The organism is Methylophaga sp. UBA1464, assembly GCF_002325665.1.
In the GTDB taxonomy this organism is placed as follows: Bacteria; Pseudomonadota; Gammaproteobacteria; order Nitrosococcales; family Methylophagaceae; genus Methylophaga.
The window spans coordinates 21027-35138 of record NZ_DCSO01000085.1; the positions used below are offsets into that span (position 1 = coordinate 21027).

General features: G+C 46.8%; 16 protein-coding genes. 5 read left to right on the forward strand and 11 right to left on the reverse strand.

Going from position 1 to position 14112, the window contains the following annotated elements:
* The 7 genes from B3O33_RS10870 to B3O33_RS10900 form a co-directional block, all read right to left on the reverse strand.
* On the reverse strand, positions 1–203 hold a 203-nt coding region (locus tag B3O33_RS10870), incomplete at its 3' end, for a cytidylyltransferase domain-containing protein (protein WP_292363577.1).
* Positions 203–382, reverse strand: coding sequence for a Trm112 family protein (locus tag B3O33_RS10875; RefSeq protein ID WP_292362289.1), 180 nt, complete (start codon positions 380–382; stop codon positions 203–205). The genes B3O33_RS10870 and B3O33_RS10875, both read right to left, overlap by 1 nt.
* A complete protein-coding gene (gene lpxK, locus B3O33_RS10880) occupies positions 375–1367 on the reverse strand; it encodes a tetraacyldisaccharide 4'-kinase (protein ID WP_292362290.1) in 993 nt (330 codons plus the stop codon). Before lpxK ends, B3O33_RS10875 begins: the two co-directional genes overlap by 8 nt.
* Positions 1367–3121 carry a lipid A export permease/ATP-binding protein MsbA gene (gene msbA, locus B3O33_RS10885; protein WP_292363578.1) on the reverse strand — a complete coding sequence of 585 codons (1755 nt, stop codon included), beginning with the start codon at positions 3119–3121 and terminating at the stop codon, positions 1367–1369. The genes lpxK and msbA overlap by 1 nt, the downstream gene beginning before the upstream one ends.
* Positions 3118–3543: an ExbD/TolR family protein gene (locus B3O33_RS10890; RefSeq protein ID WP_292362292.1), complete on the reverse strand. Its 426-nt coding sequence runs from the start codon at positions 3541–3543 to the stop codon at positions 3118–3120. The genes msbA and B3O33_RS10890 overlap by 4 nt, the downstream gene beginning before the upstream one ends.
* Positions 3540–4175, reverse strand: coding sequence for a MotA/TolQ/ExbB proton channel family protein (locus B3O33_RS10895; RefSeq protein WP_292363579.1), 636 nt, complete (start codon positions 4173–4175; stop codon positions 3540–3542). Before B3O33_RS10895 ends, B3O33_RS10890 begins: the two co-directional genes overlap by 4 nt.
* 51 nt (positions 4176–4226) lie before the next feature.
* Complete coding sequence (locus tag B3O33_RS10900; RefSeq protein ID WP_292362294.1) at positions 4227–6494, reverse strand: DNA internalization-related competence protein ComEC/Rec2; 2268 nt, start codon at positions 6492–6494, stop codon at positions 4227–4229.
* Between the two features lie 89 nt (positions 6495–6583).
* On the opposite strand from B3O33_RS10900, the gene B3O33_RS10905 reads away from it, so the two are divergent.
* A complete protein-coding gene (locus tag B3O33_RS10905) occupies positions 6584–7084 on the forward strand; it encodes a DUF2062 domain-containing protein (protein ID WP_292363580.1) in 501 nt (166 codons plus the stop codon).
* Between the two features lie 2 nt (positions 7085–7086).
* Here the strand turns inward: B3O33_RS10905 and lolD are convergent, their stop codons facing one another.
* The 3 genes from lolD to rpiA are packed head-to-tail and all read right to left on the reverse strand — an operon-like array spanning position 7087 to position 9714.
* Positions 7087–7764: a lipoprotein-releasing ABC transporter ATP-binding protein LolD gene (gene lolD / locus B3O33_RS10910; RefSeq protein WP_292362296.1), complete on the reverse strand. Its 678-nt coding sequence runs from the start codon at positions 7762–7764 to the stop codon at positions 7087–7089.
* Entirely contained in the window at positions 7757–9004 is a 1248-nt protein-coding gene (locus B3O33_RS10915) for a lipoprotein-releasing ABC transporter permease subunit (RefSeq protein WP_292362297.1), read from the reverse strand. Before B3O33_RS10915 ends, lolD begins: the two co-directional genes overlap by 8 nt.
* Positions 9005–9051: 47 nt before the next feature.
* Entirely contained in the window at positions 9052–9714 is a 663-nt protein-coding gene (gene rpiA / locus B3O33_RS10920; RefSeq protein ID WP_292362299.1) for a ribose-5-phosphate isomerase RpiA, read from the reverse strand.
* Between the two features lie 117 nt (positions 9715–9831).
* On the opposite strand from rpiA, the gene ilvA reads away from it, so the two are divergent.
* Positions 9832–11346, forward strand: a complete 1515-nt coding sequence (ilvA, locus tag B3O33_RS10925; protein WP_292363581.1) for a threonine ammonia-lyase, biosynthetic — start codon at positions 9832–9834, stop codon at positions 11344–11346.
* Here ilvA and B3O33_RS10930 read toward each other — a convergent pair whose 3' ends face one another.
* Positions 11347–12057 (reverse strand): SIMPL domain-containing protein, encoded by a 711-nt coding sequence (locus B3O33_RS10930; protein ID WP_292362301.1) that lies wholly within the window; start codon positions 12055–12057, stop codon positions 11347–11349. It abuts the gene before it with no gap.
* 138 nt (positions 12058–12195) lie between these two features.
* Between B3O33_RS10930 and pgl the strand changes: the two genes are divergently transcribed.
* From pgl to B3O33_RS10945, 3 genes are all read left to right on the forward strand, one after another.
* Positions 12196–12906, forward strand: a complete 711-nt coding sequence (gene pgl, locus B3O33_RS10935; RefSeq protein WP_292362302.1) for a 6-phosphogluconolactonase — start codon at positions 12196–12198, stop codon at positions 12904–12906.
* Between the two features lies 1 nt (position 12907).
* Entirely contained in the window at positions 12908–13870 is a 963-nt protein-coding gene (gene glk, locus B3O33_RS10940) for a glucokinase (RefSeq protein WP_292362303.1), read from the forward strand.
* A gap of 8 nt (positions 13871–13878) precedes the next feature.
* A partial coding sequence (locus tag B3O33_RS10945) for an ApaG domain (RefSeq protein ID WP_292363582.1) occupies positions 13879–14112 on the forward strand: 234 nt, incomplete at its 3' end.

Below are 14112 nucleotides of genomic sequence, written 5' to 3' on the forward strand. Positions count from 1 at the left end.
GTCATGCAGACATCTGCACCAAAACTTTTCGCTGCATCGGCAATACGCTGATCATCTGTTGCGATAATGACTTCACTCGCTTCACTGGCCAACGCGCGCTCATAGACATGCTGAATCATCGGTTTGCCTGCAATTTCACGCAAAGGTTTACCGGGTAGCCGGCTTGAGGCAAAGCGGGCGGGTATAATGATTTTAAATTGCATCAGTCGATTTCTTCCGCAGTCAGTTCACGCGCCTCATCTATAAGCATGACTGGGATTTCATCCCGAATGGGATAGGCGACCCGACAGGCTTTGCAAATCAATTCCTGCGATTGCTTTTGATAGACAACGCTACTCTTGCAGACAGGACAGGCAAGTATTTCCAATAAGGTCTTATCCATGTAAAAGCTCTCTTAGTTTTTTATCGATTTCAGGGCCAAGCGAAGGGCTCAGCTGCGCCTCAGCAGGCACATACCACATGTTGTTTGTCGCAAATGCCTGACATTTTACCGCATCTTTTTCTGTCATCAGTATGGGGTATGGCTCGGCAAACTGGAAATCAGCGGCAGTATAACGATGATGATCCGCAAAGGCATGCGGGATAACGGTTAAGCCGAACTGTTGTTGCAATTGGTCAAAAAAACGCTGTGGATGTCCGATACCGGCAACGACATGAACAGGTGTATTGCTAAATTCACATAACGGTTTTTGAGTTATTTCTTTCTGCAATTGAATAGCTTGCTGGATCTGTAGTTGCATCGTCAGATCAGCATTACTTCCCTCACCATGGTGAATAATAAAATTGACCGTTTGTAACCGCGAGGTTGATTCTCGCAATGGTCCTGCAGGTAAACAAGCCTGATTTCCCAGACCGCGATTTTTATCAAGAATGACGATTTCCAAATCTCGTTGCAGTCGGTAATGCTGCAAACCATCATCAGTGATAATGATATTACAGTCATTTTCTGCCAGTAACTGTTTGCCGGCTGCAAGCCGATCTGCAGCAACCACTACCGGACACTGAGTGCGCCGATGGATCAACAGCGGTTCATCGCCGACTTCTGAAGCCAGGCTGTGTTGATGCACATTGCAGGGATAGTGTTCGGCTTTGCCACCATAACCACGACTGATAATACCCGGCCGCCAACCCTGCTGTTTTAAATACCGGGCTAACCAGATGACAAAAGGCGTTTTGCCGCTGCCACCTACACTGATATTACCCACCACAATTACCGGTACCGGCAATGACAATTGCTTGAAGATGCCAACCCGATATGCCTGGCGTCGCAGCAGAATAATCAGTCGATATAGCCAGCTTAAAGGCAATAATAACCAAGTGAGCGGAGTGGGGTGATTCCAGCTATTGGTTAGCCAATCGGTTTTCATTATTGCTGCTGAAACTGCAAGCGATGTAATTCAGCATAGTGATGACCTTTCTCCAGCAATTGCTGATGTGTACCTGTCTCGACAATATGTCCGTCATGCATCACCACAATAAGATCAGCCTTTTCTATGGTGGAAAGCCGGTGAGCAATCACCAGAGTTGTCCGGCTTTGCATCAGGTTTTCTAATGCTGATTGAATATGTCTTTCGGCTTCAGAGTCAAGTGAGGCGGTGGCCTCATCCAGAATCAGAATAGGCGTATCACGTAACAAGGCTCGGGCAATGGCAAGACGTTGGCGTTGCCCGCCGGAGAGTAATACGCCATTCTGTCCGACTTGAGTTTGCAAGCCTTCAGGCAGTTTCTGGATGAACTCCCAGGCATGTGCGGCTTTAGCTGCTTCAATAATTTTTTCTTCAGCAATGTCTTCCTTCTGTCCGTAGGTAATATTATTGGAAATAGTATCGTTGAACAGAATAACTTGTTGATTGACTAGAGAAATCTGTTTACGCAAATCCAGTAATTTAAGTGTGGTGATATCAATATCATCAATTAAAACCCGACCTTCAGTCGGCGAATAAAACCGAGGTAACAAACTTACCAGAGTGGTTTTACCACTGCCGGAATGGCCGACAAAAGCGATAGTCTGACTCGCCTTAATTTCAAAGCTGATGTTGTCCAGCACTTTTCGTGACGTAGTGTCGTACTGAAAGCTGACCTGTTCGTAGCGAATATCACCTTTAGCACGTTTAAGCTGTTGCTCGCCGGTATCGGCTTCTGGTTTTTGATCCAGCATGGTAAATACACTGTCAGCGGCGGCAATACCCGCCTGCAGTTTGGAGTTAAGTTTGGTGAGGCGTTTAAGCGGTGTCAGAATCATAAACATCGCCGTGATGAAGGAAATAAAAGTGCCCACAGTAATCTGTTCAAGCATCTGCGGTAAGGTGGCCAGATAAATAACAACGGCTAAGCCCAGAACGGCAATCAATTCAATAATTGGCTGACTGGTTGCCTCAGTAGCGATTTTTTTCATCCGCTGACGACGATTGAGCTGATTGACCTTGTCAAAACGTTTCGCTTCATATTGCTGGCTGCCAAAGGTTTTGACTTCACGGTGCCCCTCGATAACCTCACTGGAGGTATGACTCACATCGCCCATGGAGTCCTGAATAGTTTTACTGATGCGTCTGAAACGGGTACTGATTTTGTAGACCAGTAAACCGATAAATGGCACGGTCAGCAAGATGATTAATGACAGCATGCCGTTCAGATAAATCATCCATGCCAGTAAGCCGATAATTGTCAATGTATCCCGAACCAGTACCAAAATGGCATCGGTGGCAGCATCAGCTACCTGCTCAACGTCATATAACAATTTTGACATCAGCTGACCGGAAGTACTTTTGTCACAAAAGCTGGCGGGTAAGGTCAGCAAACGATCAAACATTTCCGTTCGCAAGGTCATGATCACATTCCGGGCGATCCAGCCCAAACCATATGTAGTCAGGAAATTGGCAACGCCTCGAATCAGAAAAATACCGATTAATGCGATGGGTATCCATTTAATAATAAACGGATCTTTTTCAACAAAACTGCCATCCATCAGGGGTTTCATCAAGGCGGCCATGGCCGTTTCGCTGGCAGCATAAACAAGCATGGACAAAATAACAGCGCCAAACACCAACCAGTAAGGTTTTACATAGGAAAGCAGGCGCTTATATAGTTGAAAAGCGCTCATCTCGCTGGCAGTTTGTTTCATGGAATCTCAGTTGTTTTTTGGCGTGTTGCCAGTGTCAAACGGGTAAAACCAAGTAATTGTGCTGCATCCATTGCCGTCACAATATGCTGGTATTCTGCATTGGCATCTGCACTGATAATAATGTGCGGATTGTCATTATCCCCTGCGGTGGTTTTTAGCAAATCACGTAAGGCATCACGTGTCAGCTCGGTCATTGGGATATCGTTGACCAGCACTTCACCATTCGCCCGAATGATAATATCAATCGGTGATTCCTGTTCGGCTAATGCCTGACCGCTGGCTTCCGGTAAATCCACTTTAAGTGAACTTTCCCGGATAAAACTAGTGGATACCATAAAAAACAGCAGCAACAGAAACACTACATCAATCATCGGAGTCAGATTGACATCGGGTTCTTCAGAGTTCCGCGGCAACAGTTTCATTGCGAACGCGCCTCATCAGGATCAAACTCACGTTCGCCATGTAACATTTCAATTAACTGCATGGCCTGTTCTTCCATGCTCACTACCAGCTGATTAATTTTGCCGCGGAAGTAGCGATAAAAGATTACACTGGGAATGGCCACAACCAGACCGGCAGCAGTAGTGAGTAAAGCCTCGGAAATACCGCCTGCGAGCGTTTCCGGATTGCCGACACCTTCCAGTCTGATGACCGCAAAGACTTTGATCATACCAATGACCGTACCTAACAATCCTATTAAAGGTGAAATCGCCGCAATGGTTCCCAAGGTATTGAGATTGCGTTCCAGCTGCTGGGTGACGTGACGTCCGGTATCTTCAATGCTTTCCTTGGTGATCTCACGGGAACTGTTGCGATTAATCAGACCGGCCGCGAGAATTTGACCGAGCGGAGAGTTCTTTTGCAGCGAATTAATGCGGTATTGGTCGATTTGCTTGAACTGTAACCATTGCCAGATTTGGGTGATTAATTCAGGTGGTGCAATTCGACGTTGTTGCAGGCTCCAAAATCGCTCGGCAATAATCGCAATGGCAATTATCGAACAGCCAAGTAGCGGTAACATCAGCCAGCCACCTGCTTTAAATAGTTCCAGCATGCTCCATCCGTCCCAGTGAAATAAATGTTGCCATGATACGTGAAAACGCATTTATTCAGTAGCGTTACGCATCCATAATCTTCGATGTTGTTCACGCCAGCCTGTGGGCATTAAATTCATTTTTCGATCGAGTTTGATAAACAATGCGCCCAGCCTGCCCGTTTGATAGGTCTTGCTACCCATCTCATGATAGCGGGCAACTACATCGGCAGCAGGAAAGTTATAACGATTTTGATAGCCGCTGGCAAATAACACAAATCGGGGGGAAACCTGCTGGATAAATGCCAAAGAAGATGAACTGCGACTGCCATGGTGAGGTGCGATTAAAATATCGGCACTGAGTTGGCGGGCATATTGTCTGACCAGGCCGGATTCTGACCGTCGTTCAATGTCACCGGTTAATAAGATGCTGCCATATTGACTGCTGATTTTGAGGACACAGGATAAGTCGTTCCGACTGCCGCTATCATTATTAGACGGATGTAACACCTCAAATAGAACCTCATCCCATTGCCATGATTGACCCTGCTGACAAAGCGCACTGTCAGTTAGTTTATCGGGATCACTACTCAGGATTTGTCTGGCAGGATAATTAGACAAAACCGCATGAGCTCCACCGATATGATCATTATCCGCATGACTAATCACCAAGGTATCCAAGTGTTTTACGCCAAGATGACGAAGGTACGGTACAACGACTGCCGAGCCGGTATCAAAATCACCAAATGTCGGACCCGTATCAAACACCAGAGTATGATTTTGGGTTTGTACAACGGCTGATAAGCCTTGGCCTACATCTAATAATGTAAACCAGATTTCTGCCGCATCAGGTCGTTTTGGGCTGTACCAGAATAGCGGCAGGATCAATATGAGGCCTAGCCAGCGTAACGGCCAACCGCGCGGTGCGAGCAATATCAAGATGCCAATGACTGACAGACTAAGCAATCCGATGGAAAATACCGGAGTTTGCCAAACGGATATAGGTAATTGCGCCAGCCAATCCAGATACCACCACAATAACGACAATAGCCTTTCGGTAAGATGCAGCAGCCATGCTGCTATCTGTACATCAAAGCTTAAGAGCAGCAGTGTTAATAACAATAGCGGCACAATCAGAAAACTCACCAAAGGCACAGCCAGTAAATTGGCCAACGGTGCTATCAGAGAGGTTTCCTGAAAAAACAGCAGCAACAGAGGCGTCAAGCCAACGGCTATCCAAAAGTGAATATGCAACCAAAGCCATTTTCGGGCAGGTTGTCGATATTGTGCTACGTACAAAATGCAGATGACGGCAGCAAATGATAACCAGAAACCCACGGCCAACACAGCAAACGGATCGATAAATAGAACAAGTATTAAACTCAGGCTTAACACCTGTAACGGTTCAACACGGCGCTTGATAAAAATACTGAGCATGACCACACTGACCATCACTAAAGCGCGTTGCGTTGGGATGGATAAACCGGCCAGCAGTGCATAAAACACAGCGAGTAAAAAGCCACCCATAGCGCCCGCTTGCCGATCACTTAATATTAATAAGTGTCGACTGCGCATCCGCCAAACGGTTTTGACAGCAAAAAATCCCAAAGCAGCCGCCAGACCAATATGTAGACCGGATATCGCTAACAGATGACTGGTACCAGTCTTTCTTAAGGTTTCCCATTGTTCTGGTTGCATGAGATCTCGACTTCCAACGCCCAGCCCCTGAATCAGGGCCAGATGCGGGCTATGTTCCATTAGAGAAGTCATCTTTTCGATTAATGTTGCACGCCAGTAGTTAACCGAATACATCGGGGCGGATTGTAACTTTTGATTCAGCTCTGATTGTCGTATATAACCTGTCGCGCCGATCTGTTGCTGGAATAACCAGGATTCATAATCAAAACCGCCGGGATTCGCCATGCCTTGAGGCATTTTTAAACGAACCAGCAATTGCCATTTTTCGTTGGCCTGGGGAGTGATATCTGGTGGAAAATACCAGCTTAGACGAAGTTTGGCGGGTAATTTTACGCTGCTGTTTTCTGGTTTGAATTCAAAACGAACGTGTTGAACGTTATGATGGGGAAGTGAAGTAATGAAACCACTGACCAGAATATCTTGTCGTTCAAGTGTGGCATCAAGTTGATTATCTAATCTGATATGCGTCTGGATACCGGTCCATAGTAGAGCAACAATAAACCACAAAATGGTCCATTGTGACGAACGCCAGGCAATAACAATCAAGGGGAATAGTGTGAGCAGCCAATACAATGAGGGTAGCTGCGGCAACCATGCCACTAATAAACAGCCTGACAAAAATGCAATGGCAGGTTTGATCATATATCCCTATAATGACCGCCGTTTGTCCGTAATGCTGAGACATAATGCCTCGTAAGTTCCTAAAACGAATAATGCCAGATCATGTGACGATGCGCGAGCATAAGCACATGCGTCGTTTTGGCGAAAGGATAATGGCTCCGGAATTATGGCACCTTAATCGCCGATCGGTATCTGCGGCAGTTGCGATAGGGGTTTTCTTTGCTTTTATACCGATGCCGGGTCAAATGCTGGTAGCTGGTCTGCTGGCTATCTGGTTACGGGTAAATCTGCCTATTGCAGTAATGTGTGTCTGGATAACCAATCCGTTGACCATGGCGCCAATCTACTTTTTTACTTACAAAGTCGGCGCTACATTGCTTGATGTACCACTGCGTACCCATGAATTCGCTTTTAGTCTGGAATGGTTGTGGCAGGAGATAGGCTTTGTCTGGCAACCGTTCTTACTTGGTTCGGTGGTTTGTGGTGCGTTTGCGGCCGTGGCCGGTGTCATTATCGTGCGATTGATCTGGCGTCTGGTGGTGATTAATAGCTGGTTAAAACGTTATCGCCGTCAAAAAGCACGACAGGATAATGACAATAACCAGCCATAAAGTCAGTTTTGTAACTTACCGTCGATTAAGGTTAATTGCTGATCCATTCTGGCAGCTAATTGACGGTCATGGGTCACTATTACCAGCGCAGTACCCAATTCGGCATTCAGTTGCATAATCAAATCAAAAATCCCTTCAGCGGTATGATGATCTAGGTTGCCGGTGGGCTCATCGGCCAATAGGCAGGCGGGTTTGGTAATCAAGGCACGGGCTAAAGCTGCACGTTGACGTTCACCACCCGATAATTCGCTGGGTTTGTGATGTACGCGATGGCCAAGGCCCACCTGTTGTAATAATTCAGATGCTTGTTGTTTCGCTGATTTAGGGTGCATACCGCCGATGACCAGAGGCATGGCGACATTCTCTTCTGCAGTAAACTCTGGTAGCAAATGGTGAAACTGGTAAACAAATCCCAAAGATTGGTTACGCAGTTTACTCAAAGCATTGACGGACAGCTTACTGATATCCTGATCCAATACTTCAATCTGTCCGCTGGTTGGGCTGTCCAGTCCACCTAAGAGATGCAGCAAGGTACTTTTGCCTGAACCGGAACTGCCGACAATCGCTATACGGTCACCTGCAACCACCTGAAGATTAACATCCTGTAATACAGGCGTTTCCAGATTGCCGTCTTTATATCGTTTCACCAGATTCTGGCAGCGAATCACATGATTAGTCATAGCGTAATGCCTCAGCCGGTTTCACCTGAGCGGCACGCCAGGAAGGGTAAATGGTCGACAGGATCGATAATACAAACGCGGTAATACCGATAACGGTCACATCATTCCAGTTTAGCTCTGAGGGCAGGTCACTAATGTAGTAGACCTCCGCTGGCAGGAATTGATAACCCAGCAGCATCTCAATCCAGGCAATAATATTCGATACATTCAGCGCCAGAATGACTCCGCCAATTACCCCCAGCAGGGTGCCTATCAGTCCAATCACAATGCCTTGCACCATGAAGATCCCCATAATGCCGCGTGGCGACATGCCCAACGTTCGCAGAATGGCGATATCTGAATATTTATCCGTGACCATCATTACCAATGTTGAAACAATGTTAAATGCTGCAACAGCGACAATCAGCATCAGGATGACAAACATCACGGTTTTTTCTGTTTTTAATGCACGGAAAAAGTTGGCGTGTTGATAGGTCCAGTCGGCTGCCCGGTATTCTGCTGGTAAGGTTTGTAATAAATCTCGGGTAATTCGTGGTGCCTGGTAAACATCATCCAGTTGTAAGCGCAGCCCTGTCACTTTACCGGGAATACGGAATAAATTAGCGGCATCCTCGATATTCATGATGGCCAGAGCACTGTCATATTCATACATTCCGATTTCAAACACACCGGCGACAGTTAAACGTTTCAGGCGAGGAATCACCCCCGCAGGAGTTGGGGTGACGTGCGGGGTTATGACGGTAATTTTATCGCCGGTGCCAACACCCATTGCGATGGCCAGATCCTTACCCAGAATAATGCCGTAACTTCCTGGTTGCAGAGAATCAAAACGACCCTGAATGATTTTGTCGCCAATCGAAGAGACTTTTGGCTCCAGAGCTGGATCCACACCGCGAATTTGGGTCCCACGAACCCGGCTTCCTTGATTCAGCATCGCCTGGCCTTCCACGAATGGGGCAGAACTCATGACGCGGGGAAAGCCTTCAATTAAAGCTTCTGCTTTTTGCCAGTCAGACAACGTGCCGCCGGAACCGGTAACAAAGGCATGCGAAGTCATTCCCAGAATCCGTTCACGTAATTCCTTTTCAAAGCCATTCATTACGGACAAAACAGTAATCAACGCCGCCACACCGAGTGCAACACCCAGCATGGAGGTCATGGAAATGAACGAAATAAAATGATTACGCCGTTTGGCCCGGGTATAACGGGTGCCGATATAGACACTTAGAGGTCTGAACATATTTTCGCTCTGGCAAAATGCCCGCCTTAACAGCGGGCAGGTGCAAATTATTTAGGATGGACGGTTTGAGTGCCGTTTTCGGTGCCAAGCAACAACACATCCGCAGGACGCATGGCAAACAAGCCGTTAGTCACTACGCCTACGATATCGTTCAGCGTTTTTTCCAGTTTGATAGGTTCCATGATATCCAGACCATGTACATCCAGGATGACATTATGATTATCGGTGATCACACCTTCACGATAAACCGGTTGGCCGCCCAGTTTGACAATCTCACGCGCAACATAACTACGAGCCATCGGAATGACTTCAACCGGTAACGGGAATTTACCCAATACATCGACCAATTTGGTTGCGTCAGCAATACAGACAAATTTATCAGCAACCGCAGCAATAATTTTTTCGCGGGTCAATGCACCGCCACCACCTTTAATCAGTTGCAGATTATGGTTGGACTCATCGGCACCATCGACATATACCGCGACTTCTTTCACATCATTTAAATCAAACACTTCAATGCCATAATCTTTTAAACGCTGTGTGGAAGCATTGGAGCTGGACACGGCACCTTCGATGCGATGTTTGATAGTCGCTAAGGCATCGATAAAGTGATTAACGGTAGAGCCAGTGCCTACACCTACAACACCGTCGGTAGTAATATATTCCAAAGCCGACCAGGCAGCTTGTTTCTTCATTTCATCAGCAGTCATTGCGATTCCTTGTTAATTTGAATGGCTTGATTTTATCCGGCTAATTATAGAGATAAATAGCGGTCAATGGTAACGTAGTCATCTTTCGTTAACCTAACAGACTGAATCTGGAACCCCATGCTCACAGGCTATGTAGAAAAAATCCTCAAAGCGCGCGTTTATGATGTCGCTATCGAAACACCTTTGGATTTGATGCCAAGATTATCCAAGCGACTGGATAATCAGATTCTGATTAAGCGCGAAGACTTGCAGTCGGTATTTTCCTTTAAGTTACGTGGCGCTTATAACCGGATGAGTCATTTAACTGAAGCCGAACGTATACAGGGTGTCGTCGCCGCTTCAGCTGGAAACCATGCGCAGGGCGTGGCATTGGCCGCCAATAAAATGGGCATTTCTGCGGTGATTGTGATGCCCGTCACCACGCCTCCCATCAAGGTCGAAGCGGTACGCATGTTAGGTGCTGAAATTACCTTGCATGGCAACAGTTACGATGAAGCCTTTGATTATGCTAAGCAGGTTTCAACTGATCAGGGCAGGGTGTTTATTCATCCCTATGATGATCCATTGGTGATCGCCGGACAGGGCACAATTGCAATGGAAATCATGCGCCAGCATCCGGATCCGGTATACGCGGTATTTATTCCCGTAGGTGGTGGCGGATTACTGGCTGGAATGGCGGCTTATATCAAAGCTATCTGGCCTGAAATTAAAATCATTGCGGTTGAGCCGGCAGATGCTGCCAGCCTTAAAGCTGCTCTGGATGCGGGGGAGCGTGTCAAATTGGATCAGGTTGGTTTGTTTGCCGATGGTACAGCGGTCAGGCAGGTTGGCGAAGAGCCGTTCCGCATTGCACAAAAGACGGTCGATCATGTGGTCACCGTGGAAACAGATGAAATCTGTGCGGCGATCATGGATGTCTTTGACGATACCCGTTCGATTGCGGAGCCATCAGGTGCCTTATTGATTGCTGGTGCGAAAAAATACATTCAGCAAAATGGTTTACATAATAAAACCATGGTGGTGATTAACAGCGGCGCTAATATGAACTTCGACCGGTTACGGCATGTGGCTGAACGTGCCGAAATCGGTGAACGCCGGGAAGTGTTGTTTGCCGCTACCATTGATGAACAGCCGGGCAGCTTTCAGCGCTTCTGCAAAGCATTGGCAGATCGAGGCATCACCGAATTCAATTATCGCTACGCTGATAATCAGCAGGCACATGTATTTGTCGGTGTACGTATGTCGGGGCGTGAAGAAGAGCGGCAGATTTTGTTTGAGAACCTGACGCAGGCAGGTTATCAATGGATTGACTTCACCGATAATGAAATGGCCAAATTGCACGTTCGGTATATGGTGGGCGGACATGCACCTCAAGCCGAAAATGAGCGTTTGATTCGCTTTGAATTTCCAGAGCGGCCGGGTGCGTTGTTACGCTTTCTGACACATATAGGCCAACGCTGGAATATAAGCCTGTTTCATTATCGAAATCATGGTGCTGCCTATGGCAGGGTACTGGTTGGTATCCAGGTGACGCCTGAATTCAATGAAGAATTTCAGGCGTTTCTGGACAACCTCGGCTATGTCTATTGGCTGGAAACCGATAACCCGGCCTATGATTTGTTTCTCAAGTGATCAATCGGTCAAGGTAGTGGTATCGCTGATTAACTGAATCTGCCCATGCACATCAACAGACACTTTATTACTGCCCGCTTCCAGAGCTGCCGGTGCACTTTTGCTACTCATATCGGCAGACATCATCATACTGCTTTCCATGCGATGAACCGGGGCATAACCGCTGGTGTTCACTGATAAATTGACCAGACGATAACCCGGCTCATCAAATTGCTGCTGAATCAATGCCGCCTTATCGCGAAATTTGCTGATAGCTTGCTGCATTAATTCGTTCTGGGTGGATTCGATTAATTCATCAGACAGCGAAAATACTATCGATTGCACGGTGCCCAAATCCTGCACGTCACCTAACAACTCACTCATTTGTGTGAAATCATGGCTATGCAGACGAATTTGCTGGCTAACTTGCCAGGAAACGATTTGGCTGTCTTTGTACATCGGACGGGTTTGATAGCCGGTGGTTTGTGATTTTACCGAGTCATAAGCCTTGATTTTTTCCAACAGCTGATTACTGCGCTGATTGACCTGTTGGCCTAGTTTAGTTGGATCTGTTCCATTAAGCATGACCTGAATGACGCTGGTTACCTGGTCGTTAGCCACTTCTGTAGCCGCTGTTGCATTCAGGTTGACCAGATTAAAATTCAAATCATTTTCGGCAACCGCCACAGCGGATGACAACAACATCGTAAGGGCAAAAAAAGTGTTTTTCATAGAGAATGTTCCTGTGAAAGATAATTTGAAGTCGAGTTTGGCTTGCTGTCAGTACAGCATGATTGCTAAATTAACAGGATTTGGCTGACACTGTCAGCGAGATACCGCACAAAATTATTGTTAATGTTGAGGATAGACATGAAAGCTGAACAAAAAATTCTGCCTGATTCAGAGCGCTTGATCGAAGCAGCTGCCGAACATTTCGTTGTGACTGCACGTTCAGCTATTGCTAAACGGGGTGTGTTTTATGTTGCGCTGGCCGGGGGCTCTACACCTAAAGGTCTCTATCAGAAGCTGGCCACATCGCCTTATATCGAACAGATTGATTGGGCGCGGGTGCAGATCTTTTTTGGTGATGAGCGTTGCGTGCCGGCGACGCATGATGACAGCAATTTTAAAATGGCCAGATTGGCTATGCTGGATCATTTACCTATTCCTGCTGAAAATGTGCATCGCATGCCCACTGAGAGTGGCGATGCCACTGAAGTGGCCACTCGTTATGCTGATACCATCAAGTTGATTATGGAAGATAGACCATTTGATTTAGTCTTGTTGGGTTTGGGACCAGATGGCCATATCGCCTCATTATTTCCCGATACTCCGGCACTTGAAGTAACCGATACGTTGACTGCCAGTTTATTTGTTGAAAAATTTCAATCCTGGCGCGTGACATTGACCTATCCGGTAATCAATGCTGCCAGACAGGTCATTGTCTTTATTGCCGGTGAAGCCAAAGCAGATATTGTCAGAGATATCACTACCGGGGCGGTAACTGGATTACCGGTGCAACGACTTGCTCCAACAGGGGATTACTACTGGTTTATGGATAACGCTGCCGCAGCGAAATAATATGAAAACGTTGTTAGCTGCCGATATCGGTGGCACCAAAACCTTGCTGCAATTAAGCCATTTTGATGGTGAGGTGATCGTACAGCAACGGTTTGATAATAAAGCCTATACCGATTTTGAGGATTTGCTGACAACGTTTTTATCGTTAGTGCCAGCGAGTTATTTTCCTGTCAGCAGTGCCTGTTTTGCAGTGGCAGCGCCGTTGACTGGCCGACGGGTTCAACTGACAAATCTTGCCTGGATAATCGATATTGATAAATTACAGGTGATGTTTCCGATTGCGGAGATTTCTTTGATCAATGATTTTGCCGCTGTGGGTCATGGTATTGATGAGCTTGGTGAAGAAGATTTAACGGTTCTGCAAGCGGGGGAACCTCAAGCCAGGGCCCTGAGGGCAGTTATTGGTGCGGGCACCGGTTTGGGGCAGGCTATTCTGTCACCAATACATACAGGTTGGCGAGTATGGCCAACGGAAGGCGGTCATACTGACTTCGCACCACAGGAACGAACACAGCAGAAACTGTTGGAAAAGCTGTTCGAGCAATACGACCATGTTTCTTATGAACGTGTATTGTCTGGTGCCGGTCTGGTGATGTTGTATCAGTTTATTGCTGAGCAACAGGGAGCCGCCGATTCATGTGTAAGCTTGTCTGCTGAACAGATTAGTGACTATGCGCTTAAGCAATCAGATCCATTAGCCGTAAAAACCATGCAATTATTTATGCAGATATATGGTGCTCAGGCTGGCAATCTGGCGCTGACTGCTTTGCCCGGAGCCGGACTTTTTATTGCTGGTGGCATTGCCGCAAAAAATTCAGCGTTGTTTAAGCAGGAACATTTTATGCAGTTTTTTCTTGCCAAGGGGCGAATGCGCGGCGTGTTGGAAAAAATTCCGGTCTACCTGATTAATAATCCTGATGTGGGGCTGTTAGGTGCACGTTTGTTGGCTCGAAACGCGTTATAATGTTCGGCATGACAGATAAAAAAAATCACATTCTGGTTAATGTAGAAACCACCTACCTGGATCATGAATCCGATCCGGCAAGGGCAAGATATCTTTTTGCCTATACCATTACTATCACCAATGAGGGCGACACCCCGGCCCGGTTATTATCGCGTTACTGGAAAATCACTGGCGGCGATGGTCATGAGCAGGAGGTGGAGGGCGATGGTGTTGTGGGGCAGCACCCTTATCTGGCACCAACT

What these genes read in the sequence shown, in the direction of transcription:
- B3O33_RS10875 (WP_292362289.1), bottom strand. Translation starts at nt 382, where the DNA reads ATGGATAAGACCTTATTGGAAATACTTGCCTGTCCTGTCTGCAAGAGT.
- lpxK (WP_292362290.1), bottom strand. Translation starts at nt 1,367, where the DNA reads ATGAAAACCGATTGGCTAACCAATAGCTGGAATCACCCCACTCCGCTC.
- msbA (WP_292363578.1), bottom strand. Translation starts at nt 3,121, where the DNA reads ATGAAACAAACTGCCAGCGAGATGAGCGCTTTTCAACTATATAAGCGC.
- B3O33_RS10890 (WP_292362292.1), bottom strand. Translation starts at nt 3,543, where the DNA reads ATGAAACTGTTGCCGCGGAACTCTGAAGAACCCGATGTCAATCTGACT.
- B3O33_RS10895 (WP_292363579.1), bottom strand. Translation starts at nt 4,175, where the DNA reads ATGCTGGAACTATTTAAAGCAGGTGGCTGGCTGATGTTACCGCTACTT.
- B3O33_RS10900 (WP_292362294.1), bottom strand. Translation starts at nt 6,494, where the DNA reads ATGATCAAACCTGCCATTGCATTTTTGTCAGGCTGTTTATTAGTGGCA.
- B3O33_RS10905 (WP_292363580.1), top strand. Translation starts at nt 6,584, where the DNA reads ATGCGCGAGCATAAGCACATGCGTCGTTTTGGCGAAAGGATAATGGCT.
- lolD (WP_292362296.1), bottom strand. Translation starts at nt 7,764, where the DNA reads ATGACTAATCATGTGATTCGCTGCCAGAATCTGGTGAAACGATATAAA.
- B3O33_RS10915 (WP_292362297.1), bottom strand. Translation starts at nt 9,004, where the DNA reads ATGTTCAGACCTCTAAGTGTCTATATCGGCACCCGTTATACCCGGGCC.
- rpiA (WP_292362299.1), bottom strand. Translation starts at nt 9,714, where the DNA reads ATGACTGCTGATGAAATGAAGAAACAAGCTGCCTGGTCGGCTTTGGAA.
- ilvA (WP_292363581.1), top strand. Translation starts at nt 9,832, where the DNA reads ATGCTCACAGGCTATGTAGAAAAAATCCTCAAAGCGCGCGTTTATGAT.
- B3O33_RS10930 (WP_292362301.1), bottom strand. Translation starts at nt 12,057, where the DNA reads ATGAAAAACACTTTTTTTGCCCTTACGATGTTGTTGTCATCCGCTGTG.
- pgl (WP_292362302.1), top strand. Translation starts at nt 12,196, where the DNA reads ATGAAAGCTGAACAAAAAATTCTGCCTGATTCAGAGCGCTTGATCGAA.
- glk (WP_292362303.1), top strand. Translation starts at nt 12,908, where the DNA reads ATGAAAACGTTGTTAGCTGCCGATATCGGTGGCACCAAAACCTTGCTG.